General features: G+C 57.1%; 20 protein-coding genes. 6 read left to right on the top strand and 14 right to left on the bottom strand.

Annotated features, from left to right (window positions below; translation table 11 throughout):
* Window positions 1-258 precede the first annotated feature (258 nt).
* Together ACD590_RS14760 and ctaD are read right to left on the bottom strand one after the other, a co-directional pair.
* The gene (locus ACD590_RS14760) at window positions 259-1,938 is read right to left on the bottom strand and encodes an adenylate/guanylate cyclase domain-containing protein (protein WP_439002901.1); all 1,680 of its coding nucleotides are present in this window, start codon (window positions 1,936-1,938) and stop codon (window positions 259-261) included.
* Between the two features lie 687 nt (window positions 1,939-2,625).
* Window positions 2,626-4,221 (bottom strand): cytochrome c oxidase subunit I, encoded by a 1,596-nt coding sequence (ctaD, locus tag ACD590_RS14755; protein ID WP_439020867.1) that lies wholly within the window; start codon window positions 4,219-4,221, stop codon window positions 2,626-2,628.
* Window positions 4,222-4,727: 506 nt separating this feature from the next.
* Here ctaD and ACD590_RS14750 point away from each other — a divergent pair.
* The gene (locus ACD590_RS14750) at window positions 4,728-5,375 is read left to right on the top strand and encodes a BON domain-containing protein (protein ID WP_439002899.1); all 648 of its coding nucleotides are present in this window, start codon (window positions 4,728-4,730) and stop codon (window positions 5,373-5,375) included.
* Window positions 5,376-5,687: 312 nt separating this feature from the next.
* Here the strand turns inward: ACD590_RS14750 and ACD590_RS14745 are convergent, their stop codons facing one another.
* The 3 genes from ACD590_RS14745 to ACD590_RS14735 all read right to left on the bottom strand — a co-directional run bounded on the left by ACD590_RS14745 (window position 5,688) and on the right by ACD590_RS14735 (window position 8,778).
* Window positions 5,688-7,232, bottom strand: coding sequence for an FAD-dependent oxidoreductase (locus tag ACD590_RS14745; protein WP_439002897.1), 1,545 nt, complete (start codon window positions 7,230-7,232; stop codon window positions 5,688-5,690).
* A gap of 359 nt (window positions 7,233-7,591) precedes the next feature.
* On the bottom strand, window positions 7,592-7,891 hold the full coding sequence (locus ACD590_RS14740) for a helix-turn-helix domain-containing protein (protein ID WP_130657962.1): 300 nt from the start codon (window positions 7,889-7,891) through the stop codon (window positions 7,592-7,594).
* 386 nt (window positions 7,892-8,277) lie between these two features.
* Window positions 8,278-8,778 carry a PTS sugar transporter subunit IIA gene (locus ACD590_RS14735; protein ID WP_130657961.1) on the bottom strand — a complete coding sequence of 167 codons (501 nt, stop codon included), beginning with the start codon at window positions 8,776-8,778 and terminating at the stop codon, window positions 8,278-8,280.
* A 495-nt stretch (window positions 8,779-9,273) separates the two neighbouring features.
* Here ACD590_RS14735 and ACD590_RS14730 point away from each other — a divergent pair, with 495 nt between their 5' ends.
* From ACD590_RS14730 to ACD590_RS14720, 3 genes are all read left to right on the top strand, one after another.
* Entirely contained in the window at window positions 9,274-9,687 is a 414-nt protein-coding gene (locus ACD590_RS14730; protein WP_130657960.1) for a DUF5602 domain-containing protein, read from the top strand.
* Entirely contained in the window at window positions 9,684-10,211 is a 528-nt protein-coding gene (locus tag ACD590_RS14725) for a plastocyanin/azurin family copper-binding protein (RefSeq protein ID WP_439002896.1), read from the top strand. The genes ACD590_RS14730 and ACD590_RS14725 overlap by 4 nt, the downstream gene beginning before the upstream one ends.
* Window positions 10,212-10,320: 109 nt before the next feature.
* Window positions 10,321-11,112, top strand: coding sequence for an ATP-binding protein (locus ACD590_RS14720; protein WP_130657978.1), 792 nt, complete (start codon window positions 10,321-10,323; stop codon window positions 11,110-11,112).
* An 8-nt stretch (window positions 11,113-11,120) separates the two neighbouring features.
* Here ACD590_RS14720 and ACD590_RS14715 read toward each other — a convergent pair whose 3' ends face one another.
* A complete protein-coding gene (locus tag ACD590_RS14715) occupies window positions 11,121-11,972 on the bottom strand; it encodes a LysR family transcriptional regulator (RefSeq protein WP_130660652.1) in 852 nt (283 codons plus the stop codon).
* 572 nt (window positions 11,973-12,544) lie between these two features.
* Here ACD590_RS14715 and ACD590_RS14710 point away from each other — a divergent pair.
* The gene (locus tag ACD590_RS14710) at window positions 12,545-13,441 is read left to right on the top strand and encodes a universal stress protein (RefSeq protein WP_439002895.1); all 897 of its coding nucleotides are present in this window, start codon (window positions 12,545-12,547) and stop codon (window positions 13,439-13,441) included.
* A 160-nt stretch (window positions 13,442-13,601) separates the two neighbouring features.
* On the opposite strand, the gene mnhG is transcribed toward ACD590_RS14710, so the two are convergent.
* From mnhG to ACD590_RS14680, 6 genes are read right to left on the bottom strand one after another with little or no spacing between them, the layout of a single operon-like run.
* On the bottom strand, window positions 13,602-13,964 hold the full coding sequence (gene mnhG, locus ACD590_RS14705; RefSeq protein ID WP_130660650.1) for a monovalent cation/H(+) antiporter subunit G: 363 nt from the start codon (window positions 13,962-13,964) through the stop codon (window positions 13,602-13,604).
* Window positions 13,961-14,242 carry a K+/H+ antiporter subunit F gene (locus ACD590_RS14700; RefSeq protein WP_130657956.1) on the bottom strand — a complete coding sequence of 94 codons (282 nt, stop codon included), beginning with the start codon at window positions 14,240-14,242 and terminating at the stop codon, window positions 13,961-13,963. Before ACD590_RS14700 ends, mnhG begins: the two co-directional genes overlap by 4 nt.
* Complete coding sequence (locus ACD590_RS14695) at window positions 14,239-14,715, bottom strand: Na+/H+ antiporter subunit E (RefSeq protein WP_439002893.1); 477 nt, start codon at window positions 14,713-14,715, stop codon at window positions 14,239-14,241. Before ACD590_RS14695 ends, ACD590_RS14700 begins: the two co-directional genes overlap by 4 nt.
* 1 nt (window position 14,716) lies before the next feature.
* Window positions 14,717-16,336, bottom strand: a complete 1,620-nt coding sequence (locus ACD590_RS14690) for a monovalent cation/H+ antiporter subunit D (RefSeq protein WP_439002892.1) — start codon at window positions 16,334-16,336, stop codon at window positions 14,717-14,719.
* The gene (locus tag ACD590_RS14685) at window positions 16,333-16,671 is read right to left on the bottom strand and encodes a Na+/H+ antiporter subunit C (RefSeq protein ID WP_130660647.1); all 339 of its coding nucleotides are present in this window, start codon (window positions 16,669-16,671) and stop codon (window positions 16,333-16,335) included. Before ACD590_RS14685 ends, ACD590_RS14690 begins: the two co-directional genes overlap by 4 nt.
* A complete protein-coding gene (locus ACD590_RS14680) occupies window positions 16,671-19,571 on the bottom strand; it encodes a monovalent cation/H+ antiporter subunit A (protein WP_439003539.1) in 2,901 nt (966 codons plus the stop codon). Before ACD590_RS14680 ends, ACD590_RS14685 begins: the two co-directional genes overlap by 1 nt.
* Before the next feature lie 118 nt (window positions 19,572-19,689).
* Here ACD590_RS14680 and ACD590_RS14675 point away from each other — a divergent pair, with 118 nt between their 5' ends.
* A complete protein-coding gene (locus ACD590_RS14675; protein ID WP_130657951.1) occupies window positions 19,690-19,956 on the top strand; it encodes a helix-turn-helix domain-containing protein in 267 nt (88 codons plus the stop codon).
* A gap of 214 nt (window positions 19,957-20,170) precedes the next feature.
* Here the strand turns inward: ACD590_RS14675 and rnk are convergent, their stop codons facing one another.
* Both rnk and ACD590_RS14665 read right to left on the bottom strand, forming a co-directional pair.
* Window positions 20,171-20,584, bottom strand: coding sequence for a nucleoside diphosphate kinase regulator (rnk, locus tag ACD590_RS14670; RefSeq protein WP_439002890.1), 414 nt, complete (start codon window positions 20,582-20,584; stop codon window positions 20,171-20,173).
* A 325-nt stretch (window positions 20,585-20,909) separates the two neighbouring features.
* Window positions 20,910-21,164: a hypothetical protein gene (locus ACD590_RS14665; RefSeq protein ID WP_138387145.1), complete on the bottom strand. Its 255-nt coding sequence runs from the start codon at window positions 21,162-21,164 to the stop codon at window positions 20,910-20,912.
* Window positions 21,165-21,187: the final 23 nt, after the last annotated feature.

Raw genomic sequence — 21,187 nt, 5'->3', positions numbered from 1 at the left:
AATTCTTTAATTCTCTGGATTGCCAATTAAGAGGCCACTCAGTCGGCACTGCGCGGAGCGAGTTGTTGTGTTCGCGTAGACCGATGTTCATGCCTCACGTCGTCCCGCCCCCTAATCTGTGATCGCGTTCCAAGAATGAAACGGGAGTTTCTCCACGGAGACTACATTGGAGGTTCTCACGACCAGGAAGCTTGCCCGTGAGGTGCACCGGCACTGACCAGGCGAGGTTAAGGGTCTAGCCGGCAAAATCCCAGGGAATTAGCCCTCGAAGGCGGCAAGGAGCTTCGCCAGCGCACCATCGTCCCGATAGGGAAATGTTCTTTGCACCAACTCTGGGCTCAACCGTGGCTGGAGGCTACGCGCCTCGACCTCATTGTACCTACGCCGTACTTCGTCACCGCGCTGAGCATGAGCTGCGGCGAGCAAAATTAGGGTCCGCCACGACTTGCTCGGAATATTCTCGAAATCCTCGACGGCAGCATCCGGACGGCCTTGCTGCAATCGGATAATCCCCCTGACGGTCCAGAACCACACAGGCGGATACTTCGTCCTCCTAAAGCATTCTTCGATTTCGGCTGCGGCCTTTTCCAAATCACCAATGTAGTGAAGCAACTCGGCATGATCGGCGCGAATCTCCACGTCGCTCGGCGCTAGGTCGCGTGCTTTGACGTAGTGGGATTCCGCGCCATCATAGTTTCGCATCGACACTTGAACCAATGCCGCCGCGTAGTGTGAGAAGGCATGGTTGTTGTCGAGCCGCAAGGCAATGCGCGAGATTTCTTCGGCGCGATGCAGTCGCTCGATCACTCCTTCCATGGAGAAGCGAAAAGCCAGTGCTATGGCATACATCGCATGTGCGTCGATGAGCGCTGGATCGAGTTCCGTCGCTTTCTGGAAGAAGCGTTCTGCGTCGGGCAGCAGATGTTTCGCGTCGAGCATCCTGCCGTAAAGAAAATTCTCGTATGCGGACCAGGAAGCCTCCGGTTTCTTCGCAATGGTCTTTGATGCAGTGGAAAGCACTTTGTCAACGACGAGCGACACGATCTCCGCCGCTACCGATTCGATGGCGTCGATATCGCAATCCGCAGGAAGATCGAAAGCCCTCGACCAGAGGATGGATGTCGCCGAGGTGCGCAGGAACCTGACGTTTAACCGGAACGGACCCGCCCCATGAACGCCGGTGCTGACCGTGTAGTCGTGGGAACGGCTGCCCATTTCAGCCGTCGAGGCGGACGCGACGTCGATCCAGTGCCGATCCGAAAGGAACTGTTCGAGGCCGGAGGTGATCAGCCCCATGACGTCCTGCTGATGGGGAAGAGCCGAAGACGCGACCCCAACTCTGACCAGGACTTTTTCCTGATCCAACGATGCTGCCGCTTCGGCAATGCGCGACGGCTCTCCTTTCACGGTTCCCGCGTGACGCGGTTGCCAGTTCCAGACGCGAACGGGGCGCTCGATATTCTTCAGACGTTTTTCCCCACCCTCTACGAATTCGCCGCCGATCCGCGCGGCGATCTGGTGGTAGACACCATCGGTGATGCAAATGCCCCCGGGCACGGCACCCGCTTCAACCCGAGAGGCGACGTTTACTCCGTCACCGAACATATCCGTGCCGTCAACCAGCACATCGGCAAGGTTGATCCCAATTCTGAGAACCATACGAGCGATTTCTGACTCGCGGCGCACCAGTTCGCCTTGGATCGCCATCGCGCATTCGACTGCCCCGGTGGCAGAATCGAATACAGATAAAGTTCCGTCGCCTATCAGCTTGAATATCCTGCCGCCATTACGCTCAATGTTCGGCGCGATTACGTCAGCCTGCAACGCCTTGATCAAAGCAAGGGTCGCTTCTTCGTCACTCTCCATGAGGCGGGAATAACCAACCACATCCGTGGCCATGATTGCTGCCAGCCGTCGCTTGACAGGAACGCTAGCCATTAGCCCTCCGAGTAGTTCCCACAGATCGCATCCACGAAGTTTGGCGAGACTAACACAGAACAGTTTCTCCGTCTTCCGAAGGGCGGAGTGGTCGACTTGACTGTTATCGAAAATTCCAATCGATAAAGGACAGTGTTTACGAGCACGTCGACCGCAGGCCTGCCCCTGCAATACGTGGATATTGGACCCCAGCGGCTAAAGAACATAGCGAGGGCTGTCCATGCTTATCGTGTGACCATTCAGCAGACGGTGCTCTCGATTTCCGCGATCCAAACCTTCGCGACTAATTTGCTGGCCCCGCGCCTTAGGGCATTCCAGACCGGCCCACCGCGATCTCGGGTTGAGACCGGAAGCTATGAGCCGCGTGGTAGATTTCTCGCGCGAGCCGTTTTGGCCTCGGCATTCGCACGGGTATCCATGGAAATCCGATCACAGATTAGGGCGACGAGGACAATGTGGGGGCGACCGAGTCGGAGACCTTCCGAAGCGATCTGCGCCTTAACCGTAACCGGTGTTGCCATCTGCTGAGGAAGAGTCGGTTTGCGCTGAATCGCGATATGGCCGCCGCTTAGCTGATCGGCGAGCACGCGGGATGATACTGAATTTTCCGAGGGCGATCGCCGCGCGTTTCGTCGCGATCGGCCGAATAACGTGTGAAAAAGAGCGGCCCACATTGGATAGAGACCGTTAGAGAATGCGCGGCAGCCGGTCCCATTGATGGAAAGGCGGCGGCGACGACAGCTGCCACTCGAGCGTCGTTGCCCCTTCGCCCCATGGACTAGCCCCTGCCTGACGTTTTCGACTGAAAGCCTCCGCGACCGTGATAAAGAAGACAATAAGGCCGACCGCCGAAATATACGACCCGATCGAAGACACGAAATTCCAACCCTCGAACGCGTCGGGATAGTCGGCATAGCGTCGCGGCATGCCAGCCAAACCGAGAAAATGCTGAGGGAAGAAGGCGAGATTGACGCCTATCAATGTCAGCCAAAAATGCAGCTTGCTGAGCGTTTCGCTATACATGTAACCCGTCATCTTAGGGAACCAGTAATAAAAGCCGGCGAAAATGGCGAAGACGGCACCCAGCGACAGCACATAGTGAAAGTGAGCGACCACGAAGTAAGTGTCGTGAAACATGCGATCGATGCCGGGGCTGGCAACCATGATCCCGGTGACGCCTCCGATCGTGAAGAGCAGAACGAAGCCGAGAGCCCAGAGCATAGGTGTCTTGAAATCAATCGATCCGCCCCACATGGTTGCAAGCCATGAAAACACCTTAACGCCAGTCGGAACAGCGATGACCATCGAGGCGAAGGCGAAATAGCGCTGGGTGTCCACGGATAAGCCAGACGTATACATATGATGGGCCCAGACGACGAAGCCGATCGCGCCAATTGCCACCATTGCATAGGCCATGCCGAGATACCCGAAGATCGGCTTCCTGGCGAACGTCGAGATGACAGGGCTGATGATCCCGAAACCAGGCAGGATCATGATGTAAACCTCGGGATGACCGAAGAACCAGAACAGATGTTGGTAGAGGATCGGATCTCCGCCGCCTGACGGCGCGAAGAAGGTCGTCCCGAAATTGCGGTCGGTCAGAAGCATTGTGATCGCACCTGCCAGCACCGGCAGGGATATGAGAAGCATGAAGGCCGTCACCAGCATCGACCAGGCGAACAAAGGCATCTTGTGCAGCGTCATGCCAGGCGCACGCATATTGAGGATGGTCGTGATGAAGTTAATCGCGCCGAGAATCGAGGACGCCCCTGAAAGGTGGATCGACAGGATGACGAGATCGACCGCGGGCCCGGGCTGGCCGTCCGTCGAATAGGGTGGATAAAGCGTCCAGCCGCCGCCATGGCCGAACGTGCCGGGCGCTCCTGGAACGAATATTGAGGTGATGAAAAGGATAAACGATGCCACTAGCAGCCAAAACGAGACATTGTTCAAGCGTGGAAAAGCCATGTCTGGCGCGCCGATCATGATTGGCACCATCCAATTGCCGAAACCACCGATAAGTGCCGGCATCAGGACGAAAAAGATCATGACCAGCCCGTGGGCGCTGACGACAACGTTGTAGACACCCGGATCGTCAAATACCTGCAGGCCCGGTTTCTGAAGCTCCATGCGCATCAACACTGAAAGTGCGGTACCGAGAACGCCGGCCATGATCGAAAATAACAGGTAGAGCGTCCCGATATCCTTGTGGTTGGTCGAGAAAAACCACCTAACGAGAAACCGAGGCTTGTGATGATCCAAGACTGGCGCTGGGTTGGACATAATTTGCTTCCTGCTTTCATGACGGCACGCCCGCCGACGCCACGATCGAGGACGTTTGCAGTCCGCAATGTGCGTCTTTGGATAGATGTTCTACCGCGGGTCGGAGCAGACGCGGACGTTTACCGTTGTTAGACAAATCAATGTCTTCCTGATCCGACACAACTCGCTCTCGAGCACAGTTGATATCGGGCACCTGAGCTTGGCAGCTCAAAAAATAGAAAGCAAACGCGATTAAATGCAGAATAAATACAGTATTATTGCATTGAAATGGGCGCGCCAGCCTGTCATCGCTGCGGTACTTCTTGTCCATACCGTTGCAAGCTTCAGAAATATTGTATTGAAACAATAATCAAATTCATTTGTCACATAGATGCAGGTCGCCATATAGTCGGTGCAACCAGAGCGGCTGTGCATCTCGACCTGCACATATGTTTAAAAACCTAATAGCAGCCGCCTCGATCGGCACCAGCGGGATCCGATGCATCGGACGAAGAAAGGCGACCATCATGAACGACAGCAATTTGAGACAGGACATCATCGACGAGCTCGACTTCGAACCGAGCGTTGATGCGGCGAACATCGGCGTAGCCGTCGAGAACGGCATCGTCGTACTGACCGGGCATGTTGCCACATACCTTCAGAAAACCAGGGTTGAAGACGTCGTACGTCGCGTGAAGGGCGTTACGGGTATTGCCCAGGAGGTTGAAGTTCGACCGTTCGGCACCAATAAAACCGCGGACGACGAAATCGTGAAACGAGCGCTGGACCTGATTAAATGGAACACCGCCATTCCGCTGGATGTTGTCCAGGTTAAGGTCCAGAACGGCTGGGTCACTCTCACCGGTGACGTGGAGTGGCAATATCAGAAGAACGCGGCGTCTGACGCCATCAAGGGCCTGGCGGGGATATCCGGTGTCGCGAACAATATTACCGTCAAGCCGCATGCCTCGGCCTTCGATGTCAAGAAGCGCATTGAAAATGCCCTAAAGCGCAATGCCGAAGTTGAGGCAGCCGCGATCAAGGTAAATGTGCTGGACGGCAAGGTCACGCTTGAGGGCCGTGTCAACCTCTGGTCGGAACGCAATGCAGCCGAACACGCGGCATGGTCAGCACCGGGTGTTAACCTGGTGGTGGATCGGATCACAGTAGCCTGAGCCAAGTAGGATGCAAAAGGGGAGCGGATTCGTCCGCTTCTCTTTCCTCTTCCGTCCTGGGTCGGATTTTGATTGGAGGCGCATATTTTGGCTTCTTCTGTATCACCAACGTTAGCATCCTCATCGGACGGATATCTGCTATAGCGTCACGCCATCCATACCCCAGGTTGCCGGTCGCGCCAGAGATCATGATGATGAGCCGCGTGCCGCAGGTCAAACTAGAGGAGCTGCTATAAGCCTCTGTCTCCAGCGAAGATGACAACGTTTGATGTCGCGTCGCAGCATTTTTTAGCTCGCATCTCCTGTCATCAGCTACGTTGGCAACATCCGATTGGCCATCGCCTGCTCGAACTCAAGTTCGGCGCGAACTCCAGCCAAATCCCGATGAACAAAGGCGGCGGCCACCTTCGCGCCGCCGCGTCGATACGTGACCGTGCAATCATTTTCTGCCAGGTTCCCGTCGATCTCCGTCTCGTCCCATCCTTCAGCATGACCGACGTAGGCTAGACTGAGACCATACTGTTCTGTCCAAAAGAACGGTACGCAATCAAATCGCTCGCGTTTACCGAGCATGTTGCGGGCAGCGGTCTGGCCCTGGCGCTCGGCAACCACCCAATGTTCCACTCGAAAGTTCTCGCCGGTAAGTCGGTCGGGCCATCGGGCGATGTCGCCGGCGGCGAAAATCCTCGGGATACTGGTCTCCAGGTAGGTATCGACCATTATCCCGCGATCGAGCTTCAACCCGGCCTGCCGAGCCAATGTTAGGCTCGGGCGCACGCCAATTCCTGCGACGACAAAGTCGGCTTGGAGAACCTCGCCATTCTTCAGCATGACGCCATTCGCGCCGATCGCGGCCGCCGTCGTGCCGAGGTGGAAGGTTACGCCACGGCTTTCATGAAGCGCTTGGATGTGCCGGCCGAGGTCGTCCCCGAGAACCCGTTGCATGGGGATTGCTCCGGGGCCGACGACATGCACCTCGACACCCCGAGCGCGGAGGGAAGCGGTGACTTCGAGACCAATAAAGCCAGCGCCGAGCACTACGGCCCGACGGGACTCCAGTGCCTCGGCGGTCAGTGCGTGGGCGTCCGCAAGCGTTCGTAAATGGTGGACAGGAGGGCGTCCGTCATCGGCGTTTAGCCGCACCGGATCTGCCCCTGTGGCCAGCAGGAGGGCGTCGTAGGCATGTCGCGTCCCGTCTTTGAGTTCGACGTGCCGCCCCTTCGTGTCTATTACGCTCACCAGCGCCCGCAGCTTGAGGTCTATGTCCTGAGCCTGGTAGAATTCAGGTGAGCGCAACGGGATCGAACTTTCGGTCGCAGTCCCCGAGAGATAGCCCTTCGATAGATTGGGTCGGTCATAAGGACCTGCCTCATCGGCGCTCAGCATAGTCACACGCCCGTCGTAGCCCTCATTCCTCAGGGTTTCGGCGGCCGCATGGCCGGCAGCGCCGCCGCCGACGATCACAATTGATCGTGGCAGACCGTCACGGGTTGGAAGCGATCGGCGCGCTACCGGCCCGCGCCGCGCCCGAACCATTATGTGACCATCGGTTTGCTCGACGTCAAAACACGGGATTGATGAAAAAGCTGGTGCGCGGAGCGCCTCCCCGGTGCGAAGACTGAAGCAAGCATGATGCCAAGGGCAACGAACTGTATCCTCCACCATGAGTCCGCCATCCAACGGCGCGCCGTAGTGAGTGCACACCGATCCCACGGCGAATATTTCCTCGCCGCGGCGCGCAAGCAACACATGCTCGTCGCCGACACGACCGGCGAGCATGCCACCATCGGCAAGTTGGCTCATCGGGATGCCGACGCCGAAGTCAAGCTTTTGGGAATCATTTGTCTTGGAGCTCATAAAAGGCCTCTCACTGGCATGGCTAAACCGGCTGCGGTGCGCGATGTAAATCACCGCGTCGCACTGATGCGCACGTCCTTTCGAATTCTCAGCCCGCTCCCTAAGAGTGAAACCGCCAGCGATGACGTCCAGTCACGCTCCTGGCACACGAGGCGTGCAGAGAGTGCGGGAGCGCGCCGCGTTGTCCCATTGGCTGAGGGAGGTTCGGCTAACTCTCCGGAGCGTAACGCAACCGACACTATGTGACAAATGAAACGAATTGACCTTTGAGTGCAATTATTCTGCACCGAATTCCAACGTTCCCGGACAAACCGGCCGCGCGGCATGTATCACGCCGTTTTTCTGGGCCGATCGCGCACCTATGGCACTCGGTCAGGTGCAACTATCCCGCCCTCATTCTCCAATATGGCGATTCGTTTAGCATCAGATCTCGTAAATTTCAGACGCACACCGATGCCGCGGCCGTTGTCAGAAATGAAGACCGCGCCGGCCTGTTCCAACGCTGCTTGCAAGGCAGACACTTCCTCATCGGTTGGTTCCGTGAGTTTACTCTCAAAACGCAAGATGCTCTCGATGCTAACACCTGCAGATATTGCGAGGCGTTCGCGCGAGAAGTCGATTAGTGCGCGCGCCGCCCGACATTGCGAACCGTTGATCATAATTCACCTTCCCCAGCAAAACATCAGCGCAACTTTCGCCCGGGCTGATTTCAACGCGAGCTCGTGACCACATTGTTGCTGCAACTACCAATCGTCCGTTTGCGCTGCCGATTATATCGTGTTTCCGGCAAACCGTCTGGGCCAACCGCAAGGCCGAGACGGGCCGTGCGAATTGGTGCCAATGAACATTTTTCCTCTGGAAATATCGTCGTCCTTCGGAAAAACAAGTTCTACTGTTGATCCCATGTCCACGACATTTCCGGTGCCGCGACGTCAGCTGTCTGTGCGCGTTGGAGCAACAGACCGCGCAAATCGCGAGGCAAGCTACGACGTCAAGGTTGTTCGCCCCCTGATCCGTCATGCCGATGGCGATTAGTCGCATTCGTTCATCTGAGGGACACCGATATGGCGGCGCGCTCTGGGACTGGCCAGTCGATCGCTCGAGGATCGCCATCTAGGATGGTTATCACCTCGTCAGAGGATTGTGCCAATCGGAGCCCCTCGCGGATCCGAGGTGCCCGAAGCATCCGGCACAGTTGTGCGAGCGCTGGCAGGAAGGCGGCAGCGGCAGAGCGCGGCCAAAGAAGGGTGAAAACAAGGTCGACGGGATCGCCGTCGGCGCTGCCGAAATCAATAGGAGCGGCTAATCGGGTGAACGACGCAACAGGCTTTGAAATCGAATCGAGCAGAGAATGCGGGACAGCGATACCACGGCCAATACCCGTTGCTCCGCTACTTTCGCGCTCCCAAAGGCCACGAAGAACAGCCTGATCATCAGCCTCGATCCTCTGCGCAATATTAAACGCGATTTTGGATAGCGCCGAATGCTTCCCCTTCGTCACAACGTCAAGGAAGATGTCTTTCTCTGACAGGTTTTTGAATATCATCGTGGTTGCCTCTAAGCCGAGCCGCGCCCATGCGAACGAAGCGCGTTTGGCACTCCGTCTGCAGCGGGGTCACATTGGATTGGGATGCTGGCGGACCCGGACGCGATGCCAGTGAATTCGCGCCCGGGCTAGAGGCCTGCTTTAAGGCGTCGTGGTTCTCGAAGGTGCAAGAAGATAATCATAGCTCTAAAGATGGGTGCGGTTTTTTTGAAATCAAGATAACCGCAGAAACAGCGAATCTAAGTTGCGTTTGCAATCGAATGAAATGTCTACTTCCAATTGGGGCGGTGGATGGCGAAATCATTATGTATGAGGCGATTGTTACGTACGTGGTGGCGGCCACTACTCGGTGCAGAAATACTGCATTAAAATCCCATGTTATTTCATTGGACTAATATTATCGGTAGCTTTTGAATGGCTGTGCGCGACAGATCGAAGCGGCCCATGGCTGCCGAACTTTTGGCAATCGCGAGTTAACGAAAAAGGATCTCCCCGATGAAAAAGCTGCTGCTCGTACCTGTTCTTACACTCGCCACCTCGGTTTGTGCCATGGCAGCGGATGACTTCGCAAAATCGCCACCGGCCGCCCCCTATCAGCAGGTTAGCAAGCTGGTGAAGTTACCTGATTTTTTGCCTGGCATGGGCCAACTCTTCGTCGATCCGGCGACACTGCCTGCCGGTCCGTTCCTTGCTTATGATCACGACGGAAAGCTTGTCAGCACGATTTATATGCTGCCGACGAAGGATCTTAACCCGGAAAAGACATTCGATAATCTTGCAGCGCCCGGCGGCAATGTCGACCATGTCGACGTCTACTACAATGCCGGCCATCCGGGCGTCGAAGAGCCACATGTTCATGTGGTGCTGTGGCATGTCGCAGCGGACGGCGAAGCGGGTGTCGCCAAATGACGGTCGCGCGGCGTGATGTGCTGAGCTTGGGTGGCGGGCTTCTCGCCGCCCTTTCCCTGTCCCGACAGGATGTGTGGGCCCAAGAGGTGGTGGAGATCAGAATGCAGGGGCGCTCGGATGGCTCACATGTCTGGTTCGATCCGATTGGTGTTTTGATCAAGCCCGGTCAGATGATCCGATGGATCAACCAAAACCCCGGCAATTCGCATACGACCACAGCCTATCATCCGACAAACTTCGGGAAACCGTTTCGCATTCCCGAAGCCGCAAACTCCTGGGATTCAGACTATCTCCTGCCCGACGAGAGCTTCTCCGTCACCTTCACGGAGCAAGGGGTTTATGACTACTACTGCATCCCCCATGAGCACGCTGGAATGGTCGGTCGCATTATCGTCGGGAAACCAGAAGTACATGGTGGCTGGATGGAGTCGGCTGCTGCAAGCCGTGGCCTCCCGGACGAGGCCCTCAAGGCGTTCCCGATGGTCGAAGAGATTATGGCGAAGCGGATAGTCCGTCGTTTGTAAAGAGCCGTGGCGACAGGTTCGGCAGTAGCCGACCAGGCGAATGGATGAGGACGGTGCGGACGGGAAATGGTGCTTCCTGACGGCGTCGGTGAACAGAGAGATGGGCAACATGACAGACAACACGGCGTTTCCGAAAGAGGTTTCGCTGCCATCGCAGGCGGAACGCAGCAGTCGCGCGCAGGCGGTCCAACAGCGCGAACGCGGAATGTATCGACTTTCGACTTTGGGCGAGATGACCGGCGGTATTGTCCATGATTTCAGGAACCTCCTGGCGATCATAGAATCCGGCCTGAGGCTCGCCGAAACTAAAGCGGACCACCCCGAGAGCGTGCGCGACTATATTGCGGCGGCGCGGGAAGGCGTCAATCGAGGTGTCGAGCTAACGTCGCAGTTGCTCACATTTGCGAACTATAAAGAACTCGACCTCCGAGCACGAGATCTGAATGAGCTCATCAATTCTTTCAAGCCTATCCTTAAATATGGGACGGGAACAAAAGTCCGTATTCGGCTCGTGCTTGGTTCGGACGTGCCGAACTGTGGGGTCGATCCGTCGTTGTTCGCGGCAGCCCTACTCAATCTGGTGCTCAATGCCCGGGATTCCATGCCGAGCGGCGGGGAAATCTCAGTACTTACAGAGCGTTTTGTCCAGACGGACATTGCAATCAGCGAGCCGCCGCCGGGAACCTATGCGTGCCTTCGCGTCAAGGACCAAGGCTGCGGAATGGATCCAGATCTATTGCAGAAGGTGCTGGACCCCTTCTTTACGACCAAGGGCGAGAATGGCACCGGGATGGGGTTAGCCCAAGTGCATGCGACTATGCAGTTGGTTGGCGGTTATTTACGCATTGCCAGCGAGCGAGGATCCGGAACCACGGTCGATCTCCTGTTTCCATCGATCTGAGCCGCCGCTTAGGCCTGTATGTTGCCTCTAGAGATAGCGTGTAATCCCGTCAATGCAGCGCCTACGACGCTCTCGTCGGCATTCGCAGACCTCACCGCGTAAACTGGATACGAATATTGCGGCATTTCGGGTACCAGGTGGAGCTGCCCCGCCGCTATATGCGGCTCAACAGCGCTCATCCTGAAATATCCGGAGCCGCCGCTCATCAAAACATAACTAAGGGCCAACGTGCCAAGATCGAATGACAGGTTCGGTGTGACATCTGGGAAGTTCATGTCGTGGTGCAGCACGAAATCGGGTCCCCAATCCATATGGACGTAGTTCGCCTCCTCAAGGCGCTCTACTTCAGGATTTGTCGTCACAAGCACGAGCTTTTCTTCCACCAGCAGCTCGATTTTCAGGCCTGGGCGATGCTGCGGCGCATACATTATCGCCACGTCCACTATCCCTGAAGCGACCTGATTGATCAGGTCCTGGGGCACGTCGACGTGCACGCGAAGCGCGATATCAGGGAGAGTCTGGCGAAACCATCTGACCCAGTTAAGCAAGAGCGGTTGAGCAAGCGTGACTTCGCTGCCTATCGTTAATACCGCTCTGTGGCCTGCTGGTACTGCGACCTGTTGACGAGTGCGCTGCCACAACTGGACGAACGCCGGTGCGTGGCGCAGAAACTGCTCGCCAGCAGGTGTGAGAGACGCTCCAGCCTTGTTTCGAATGAAAAGCGGCCGACCAAGCAATTGTTCTAAATTGCGAATTCTAGCGCTGACCGTCGTTTGGGCGACATTCAAGCGTTCTGCGGCGCGAACAAAGCTACCCGTTGAAACGATTTCCAGGAAGGTACGGGCAAGCTCAATATCCATCGGCGCATAGCATAAAACTTGCGTTCAAATGTCAATCAACTTCGTTTGTTAACTCCGGGACGAGGTGTGAGTTTTGGTGAACCTATCTGGCGTGCAACCCTGAGCCGCTCGCTGCAAGCGGTCGCGGGGGAGGGGTCGGAAACAAGCCTTCGCTGCCGACAGCGTCGGGTAGCGTCATCTTCTGGTCGCGCAGCATCGCCGTCCTCATGGGAATCACCGGGGTTCCCGCCGTTTCGCTTATGCGTCCCAGTGCCCTCGACTTGACTCGTTGATGCTCGCGGGCGAAGATGCTGCTATGAAGACCCGCGACATATACTCCTGCTCTTGCATCCGGATCTGCTCTATCGCAGAGCACTAGACCCGGACCGGGTTCTGTCGCTCCCGCGTCTTGGGTTCAATCTACATAGCTCCTGCTTTTGTACGCGACGAGTTTGCGAAACCGCAACTTATGCTGGAACATCCAGTCGGTCTGCGGTCGCGAAGAACGTAGCCATGCGGTCGGCAAAGCCTGCCGCTGACGTGCCGGACCCGCATCGAGCGACCGACGCGTCTCAGATCATGGGAATAGAAACATGTTCAATCCTTCACTGGATGTGTCGGGCGATGCAGTCGTCAACCAGGTACCAAGTCATATTGTTTTCGCCACCGACTTCACGGCGCGATGTGATCGCGCGCAGGATCGCGCGGTGCAGCTTGCCATCGAATGGAATGCCAGTCTCACAGCTGTTCATGCAATCGACGATGCCGGCGTAGCTGCCAACGCCTCGGTCCGCCATGCTCACCAGGTCGCTGCGCGCCGAAACGCCAAGCGCCTGCGCGAAGATCTGGCAGGGGTCGAGGGTCTTCGCTCGTCCGTTCACGTCGAAAGCGGAAGACCGGCAACAGTAGTTCAGGCACTGGCGACGAGAGAGCGGGCTGATCTGATCGTCACCGGCCTGGCAGGAAGCATGATACTGGGCGTACTGCCGATGGGCAGCACCGTCATGGCTCTGGCGAGGTCATCACTTGTTCCGGTGCTCGTGGTGAAGAAGAAGCTCCTGGACACAAGGTCACGAACGTTGGTGGCCACCGACCTAACGGCGTCGTCTAGCACCGCTTTGCGGGTTGCCCTGAATTGGTTCCCCAATGGCCGGCATGGACTTTTTCACGTTATCGATCCGCCTTACCGGATGTGGGCGGAGGACAAAGCGGCTTACACACGCCAAGTTGAACAGTTCGCGATCGGTGAATGCGCGAGGTTCGCCGTCGAGGCCGCTGGCGCGGCCGCGCGGAACAGGTTCGATATCACTGTGAGAGATGGTGACGTGGTGGACGCCCTGGGCCCCGTGGTAGACCAGGGGGACCTCGACCTTGTCATTGTTGGGACCCATGGCCGCACAGACGTGATGAATTTCCTCCTTGGCAGCGTGGCATCTCGAATTGTGAATGAGATCGAGAGTGATGTGCTGGTGGTTCCTCCAAGTTTTTAGTGAGGTCCGCCCCGGAATGCCGACGTTAGGCTGAGCTGAATAGCGATGAGTTTGCTGAGCCCATCCTGGAGACGCGCCGGACCGAGACCCGCGTGTGGGGCAACGTCTGTTGGCCATCGTCCCCTGCATGCGCCCCACGTGCCACCGCAGAAGTGCGACGTTAGGGTTCGACCTGGCCGCTCCGCAGCGGCACATCGGGATTCTTTTCAAACCTGTCCCGATATAGCGCCGCCCTCGCAAGAAGCATCAAGGTTACCGGAGTAGTCACAGTGATGAAAACTCCGATCAACACTTCGTGCACTATCAGGCGACCTCCGGCCACGCTGAAGAACAGGATGGAAGCAGTCATGATGCCGCCGGTTCCCCAACTCGTTGAGAGGGTAGGAGCGTGAATGCGCTCATAGAAGGTGGGCAGTCTCGCAAAGCCGATGGCCCCGATCAAGGCCAACCCCGCCCCAACGAGAATGAAGAAGGCGATAAAAAGAGCCAACCAAACCGGCGTGTCGGCAGCGGAATACGTCATTCGATCACTTCCCCGCGCATCAGGAACTTGGCCATGGAAACGCTCCCAACGAAGCCAAGCAGCGCGATCACCAGGGAGGCTTCGAAGTACACGGTCTTTCCGGTGCCGATACCGAAGACTGACAGCAGCAGCATTGAGTTGACGTAGAGCGCGTCGAGCCCGAGGATTCGATCCTGCGCGCGTGGCCCGTAGAACATTCGCACAGACAATATGGCGATGGCGATCGTCAGCATCAGTTGGGCAAGGCTGACGGCGGTGAGTATGATGATCGTGCTCATGAGAAAATCTCCAGCAGCAGCGTTTCGTAGCGGTTTTTGAGAAGATCCCGCCATTCGTCCTCGTCATCGAGATCCAGGACGTGAAGCAGAACCGAGCTGTTGCGCGAGTCGTATTCGAGCCAGGCGGAGCCCGGAGTGCCCGTAACGATGATGGCAAGGACCGCGAGAGCGGTAGGATCTTTCAGCTCGAGTGGGACATTGATGAACGCAGACCGATGCCCCCTTTTTCGTCCTCGTAGAATGACGACGCTCGCGCTGATGTTCGAGCGGATGATGTCGAGCATCACGAGGCCGAATAGCTTTGGAAGGAGATACCATTTGCGCAACTTCGGCTTTTCCGGTCGCAACGCGGCCAACGCCCAGGTCGAACACACTGCGACGATGCTGCCAAGCAGCACTTGGCCGATCGTGACGCCATTGAGCAGGAGCCACATCCCCAGTAAGGAAATCGTCAGTAGCGGATACGGAAACATGTCACTCCCCCGGAGCCGGTGTGTGATCGCGCCAGGATTGTAGAGGAACCACGCGTTTGACAGCCTCGATGTAAACCTGAGGATCGGCGATCGTGCGCACGGTCGCATCCGTATAGGCAAGCGCCGGTCCGGCTTTGACGGCCAAGGTAGCCGTCATCGCCAGGATCAGCATTACCGGAACAATTTCCAGGACGAGCACTCGCGGCACCGTCCCCTCAATCGAGCTCCAGAATGTTCGGATCCCAGCGCGCGTGAACGCAATGAGCGTTGCAAGGCCGCCGAGGATGATAAGGAATACGAATAGCATTGCGGTCGCCGTGGGGGCTCCTACAGACCCGGGTCCGACCAAGGCGGAGAGCATAATGAATTTCGCGACAAAGCCTGACAGGGGAGGAAGGCCAGACAGAAGAACGGCGCAGGCGGCAAAGCAGATACCCAGTATCGCTAGTGTCGCCGGCATGGTCGCACCTTGGCCCTCCTCGGGTACCTCGTTGTCGGCATCGCCGTAGAGTTCCATCGTCACTGCCAAAACAGAAGCCCCCGCGTCCTGGCCTCGCTCGACAAGTTCTACCAGCATGAAAAACGCTCCGAGCGTCAGGGTGGAACTGACGAGGTATAGAAGCGCTCCCGAACATGCCGCCCCATTATTCAACCCAATCACCGCTAAAAGGGTACCGGAAGAGACGAGAACAGAATATGCGCCCATCCGTCCCAGCGCCTGCGATGCCAGAACCCCAATCGTGCCAAACGCCAAGGTAGCCAATCCCCCATAAAGCAGGACTTCCGAGCCGAGGCCGGCGGACGGCCCTTCGGAAAACATGAGCATCGTCAGACGCAGAATGATGTAGATGCCCACCTTGCTCATCAGAGTGAGAATTGCGGCGACCGGAGCTGCGGCAACACTGTAGGCGCTGGGGAGCCAGAAGCAGAGCGGCCACATGCCGGCCTTGATGAGAAATGCAACACCGAGAACGGCTGCTCCCGCTTCCAGCAGCATTCGACGATCGGGTTCGATCGTTGGCAGCCGTTCTGCAAGATCGGCCATGTTCAGCGTTCCCGCGGTGCCGTAAACAAGACTGACACCGATCAGGAAGAGGAGGGCAGCAGCAAGGTTTATGGCAATGTAGTGCATTCCGGCCTTGACCCGAAGCGTCCCCGAGCCGTGCAGGATCAGCCCGTAGGATGCCGCCAGCATCACCTCGAAAAACACGAAGAGGTTGAACAGATCCCCTGTCAGGAAAGCGCCGTTCAGGCCCATTAGTAAGAACTGGAACAGGCTGTGGAAGTGCGCTCCGGCGGAGTGCCAACGAGCCAGCGAAAAGGTTAGGACAGGCACGGCGAGGATTGCCGTTAGACCCACCATGAGGGCAGACAGGCGATCGATCACGAGGACGATGCCGAATGGAGCCGCCCAATTGCCTAGCAAATAGACGCCCTCGAAAGTGCTTTCCCCCGCATTCGCGATCAATAGAAGGGCGGCACCGGCCAGTGCCACGGTCCCCGATAGACTGACCAGCGCCTTTATTGATCGCTGGCGATCTGGAATGAACAGAAGGCCCGCACCAAAAATGAGGGGGATCAGGATAGGTAGGATTATCAGATGCTGCGACCAAACGATCATCGCGGATCGTTCCTTCCATCGACGTGGTCGCTGCCTGTGAGTCCACGGGAGGCGAGCAGGACTACCAGGAACAGGGCAGTGGTGGCGAAACCTATGACGATCGCAGTAAGGACAAGAGCCTGCGGAACGGGATCGGCCAGCGTTGTGACCGAGACGCCATCGACGAGGATCGGTGGCTTGTCCGACTTCACGCCTCCTACTCCGAAAATGAACAGGTTTACGGCATATGAGAGAAGCGAGAGGCCGACGATCACTTGATAGGTCCTCGGGCGGAGTATGAGCCAGATCCCACAGGCGGTCATGAAACCTATTGCTGCAGCAAGGACGAGCTCCATTATTCCGCTCCTTTCCTCGGTTCGTCCAACGCTCGGATCCGATTGATCCGGATCGATTGATGGGCGAGCGCGACGAGAATGAGCACGGTGGAGCCCACAACCAACAGGAAAACGCCAAGGTCGAAGATCATCGCGGTCGCCGCCGGCACCGTCCCGATGAGCGGGAGTTCCAGGTAGCGGGAATGGGAGGTCAAAAAGGGGTAGCCGAACAACCAGGCACCGATGCCTGCCCCTCCCGCGGTGATCAGCCCGGACCCCATCCAGCGCAGTGGCAAGACACGGAGTCGCTCTTCGGCCCAGCGGGTGCCGCCGGAGAGATATTGCAGCAAGAATGCGATCGACATAGTCAGACCTGCGGAGAACCCGCCACCTGGCAGGTCGTGGCCGCGGATGAACACATAAAGCGCCAATGTGATGATGACAGGAAAAAGCCATTGCATGATGACCGAGGGCACGAGGAGATAGTCACGCACGGTGTCGCCTGAGTGACGGTTCGGCTGCTCCTCGTCAAAAAGAGACTGGACCTGCTGCTGTGCGGGTGGAGCGAGGCTATCTGGGGCGGGCCGGAAGCGGCGAAGGAGGGCGTAGACGGTAAGGGCAACAATTCCGAGAACGGTGATTTCCCCGAGCGTGTCGAAGCCTCGAAAGTCGACGAGGATCACATTGACAACATTGCGGCCGCCCCCTTGGCTATAGGCGTTGTCGAGGAAGAAGTTGGAAATTGCGTCTGGCACTGTCATTGTCATCACGGCGTAGGAGATGAAAGCCATGCCAACACCGCAGGCGGCGGCAAGCAGGAAGTCTCGGAACCGTCGGAACCGGGATCTGAAAGTCATCTCTTCTTTGAGAGCCGCTACTCGCTTCGGCAACCATCGCAGTCCGAGAAGAATGAGAACGGTGGTCACGATCTCAACGAGTAACTGGGTAAGGGCAAGATCCGGTGCCGAGAGCCAGAGAAACGTGATGCACACGATCAATCCAACCCCACCCAGCATCACCAGAGCCGCCAGTCGATGGTACTTTGCAAGGTAAGCCGTTCCAAGCGCAAGGCAGCAGCCGATCATCCAGAGCCCGAGAAAAGGTACGTTAAGGTCGGATGGAGATATCGCTCGCGACTGAAAACCGGCGAGGTAGAGCGGTAGAAGAGCGGCCAGGAAGCCAAGAAGCGTAATCCATCTGAGCTGTGGTTGCAGCCTCCTTGTCCCAAGCCAGATCTCCAGACTTCTTGCCCAGCGCCATGATACGGTCACGAGGACCCGCTCGAATATTCGTTGACCGGCAAAGTGCCGGAACACGGGGGGGCCGTCGCAGCGCGCGAAGTATTTCCGGAAGCCTACAAAGATCGCGCACCCGGCCGACAGCGCAACGAGGCTCATCAGGAACGGAATGTTCAATCCGTGCCAGACCGAAAGGCTGTATTGCGGCGTGGACTGGCCAAGAACACTAACAGCCGCGGCATGTAGAAAAGGGCCGATCGTCAGGTTTGGAACGATGCCAACAACGAGACAGGCAATGACCAGGAATTCGATGGGGAAGCGCATCCAACGCGGTGGTTCGTGTGGGTGTTGGTTAGGGAGGCCGGTTGAAGGCGGTCCAAAGAAAACCGAATAGATGAACCTGATTGAATAGGCGACGCTGAAGGCGCTGGCTAAAACGGCCAGGTATGGTGTCGCAGTATCCAACCACGAGTGGGCATGTGTCTCTACCGCTTCAGCGAAGAACATTTCCTTGGAGAGGAAGCCGTTGAGGAGTGGGACCCCCGCCATGGCTGCGCTGGCGACCATGGCGAGCCGACCCGTTATGGGCAGATGGCGTAACAGACCGCTGAGACGTCGCATGTCGCGTGTGCCGGTTTCGTGGTCGATAATGCCGGCTGCCATGAACAGCGATGCCTTGAAGGTGGCATGATTTACCATGTGAAAGATCGCGGCAACCGTGGCAAGCGGGCTTCCCAGGCTGAGGAGAGTGGTGATCAGTCCTAGATGGCTAATCGTCGAATAGGCCAGCAGCCCTTTGAGATCCTGCTGGAACATCGCAAAATAAGCGCCGAGCAGAAGCGTCAAAATGCCTGCGAGACCGACGAGCATGAACCAATCGTAGGTTCCCGAAAGCGCCGGCGAAAGGCGCGCCAGCAGGAACACGCCCGCCTTAACCATCGTCGCGGAGTGAAGATAGGCCGATACGGGCGTGGGCGCAGCCATCGCGTTCGGCAGCCAGAAATGGAACGGGAATTGTGCGCTCTTTGTGAAAGCGCCAAGGAGGATTAAGACCAGGCACGTCAGGTAAAGCGGATGAGCTTTGATCACGTCCGCCGAGGAGAGGATGACGTCGAGGTCATAACTTCCGGCGATGTTTCCAAGGATCACCAACCCGACCAGGAGGCAGAAGCCACCGGTCGCAGTCACGGTCAACGCCATTCGCGCACCATCGCGTGCCGCAGGGTTTTGGTTCCAGTAGCTGATTAAGAGGAACGAAGTGAGGCTCGTAAGTTCCCAGAACACGGAGAGCAGGATGACGTTGCCGGAAAGGATAATTCCCAGCATCGATCCCATAAACGCCAGGAGAAAGGAGAAAAACCGAGGTACCGGATCCTCTTCAGACATATAGTAGCGTGCATAAAGGACGACCAGGACCCCGATGATCGAGACCATCATCGCGAACAACCATGCGAATGCATCCAGCCGCAGAGTGAAATTAACGCCTATCTGAGGTAGCCACTCGATCTCGAACCTAAAAACGCCTCCGTTCGAAACGAGCGGATAGAGAGCGGCCGTGAAAAACACGACAGTTGCGGTCACGACCCCGGCGATGGAAGCGGGCAGGCTTCTCGAACTTGTTCGGAGTAAAAATGCCGTCAGCAAGCTTCCTGCGAAAGGCAGGATGACGATCAGCACGAGAATTATCGATGCTGCATTTACCCCAATTGGATTCTCTCCTGACGTAGAAGTGGCGGCCGTAAAATTGGCCGCCCTGAAACACTAACTTTAAACTTTACCCTCACTGGGCTATATCTGTCATATGGGTCGCGCCACAGTAGAAGTCAGCCTCACCCCGGCATTATGTCGCGCCGCACGCGGTTTCCTTGGTTGGACCCAGGAGGAATTGGCCGCCCGCTCAACAGTCTCCCGCAGTACAATCCGCGACTTCGAGGGAGATAGACATGGGCTGCATCGCTCGACGGAAGCGCAGTTGCTCAGCGCTCTCAAAGAGGGAGGCGTCATGTTCGTTGACATTCTCGGCTGCGGTACGGCGATCTGTGGCACGACCAATGGCTCCAACGAATGAGCAAGCAGGGTATTTCGCCAATAATAGCGGTCGTTAATTCGGAAAGAAGGTGTCGAGCGATGTAATCTGTGTACCATTTTGCTTCCGAACTTTGCCGAAAATAGGCCTCGGCCAAGCCGCCGAAATTGCGCTTTAGCGCCCTCCAGCAAGCTGCAGCCCAATCCCGACAGACGAAATCCTCTTCGACCATTCCGCCATCCTGCCTCTCACGGCTTCAACGAGAGGGTTTGATGTTTTTGACCGATGTTACAGTCAGCCTATGAACGTTCCCGTCTCGACCGCTCCAGTTGATCGACTGTCCGGACGAGAGCCCAAGGAGGGCTACTCCTACAGGGGTCATCACGCTCACCATCGATCGCTCGATGTCGGCCCGTCCCGGATAGCAGAGAGTGACCGTCCGCGCTTGCCCACGTTCTGTCTCGTAAGAGACAGTAGAGCCCAAGCCCACCACTTCGGGTGGAAAACTGTCGTCGATCACCACTGAAGCCCGCTCGAGTTCGGCGAGGAGCTCATCAGCCACGTCGAGGTCCCGACCAGGTGCCGCCAGCGCCAGTGAGGTGAGGCGGGAGTGGTCGGTTTGGCGCACGATGATCGGTGGCTTGACGCCAGTATATAAGTCGGTTTCCATTTTTCATGAATCCTCACGCAGCCGTTCAGGCCGCACTGATAGAGTAGAGTCTTGTGAGTGGAGGTCGCGCGGAACCATCAAATGACGGAGACGATCCCAGGGTTAAAGCGCGCGACAGCTGCGAAGAACCCTGGGCTAGAGTCCTTCGATAAGACGCACTCCGCGGAGGCGACGGCTACGAAATTGAGAGTTCTTCGTCATGGTCCTGAGATGATGCCGTTCCCGAGGGGGAAGTCAAGGCACTCGCTCAATCCAAGGCCGAGCTGTCCCGATGTTGTCAATCTGCGACCACATCTACAAATTCTGTGTGGCGTTTTCCGAAGCTTCAGGAAAGAAGCCCAGCTGAATTGGATGCGGCAGCGCGCCACATGCCGGACGCGAGGCGGGATGGCTTGACTTCTTGGCTCCCAATGACGATCTTAAAGGCCATGTTTAACAACCGCGACATATTCCCGATCGAAGCCTTCAGGGTCTGCCCGATCGCAGGATCGTAACCCGGATCCGGCCCATCGTCGACCGCCGGATCATGGGTAAAAGCGGTCAGCACCAGAGTTTGCTGATAGCCCGACAATTCTTCCAAAACAGTATCGCATGCATGGCAAG

This window comes from Rhizobium sp. 862_C5_N1_2 (assembly GCF_051811205.1).
Taxonomy (GTDB): Bacteria; Pseudomonadota; Alphaproteobacteria; order Rhizobiales; family Rhizobiaceae; genus Rhizobium; species Rhizobium leguminosarum.
This window is presented reverse-complemented; position numbering and strand designations above follow the sequence as displayed.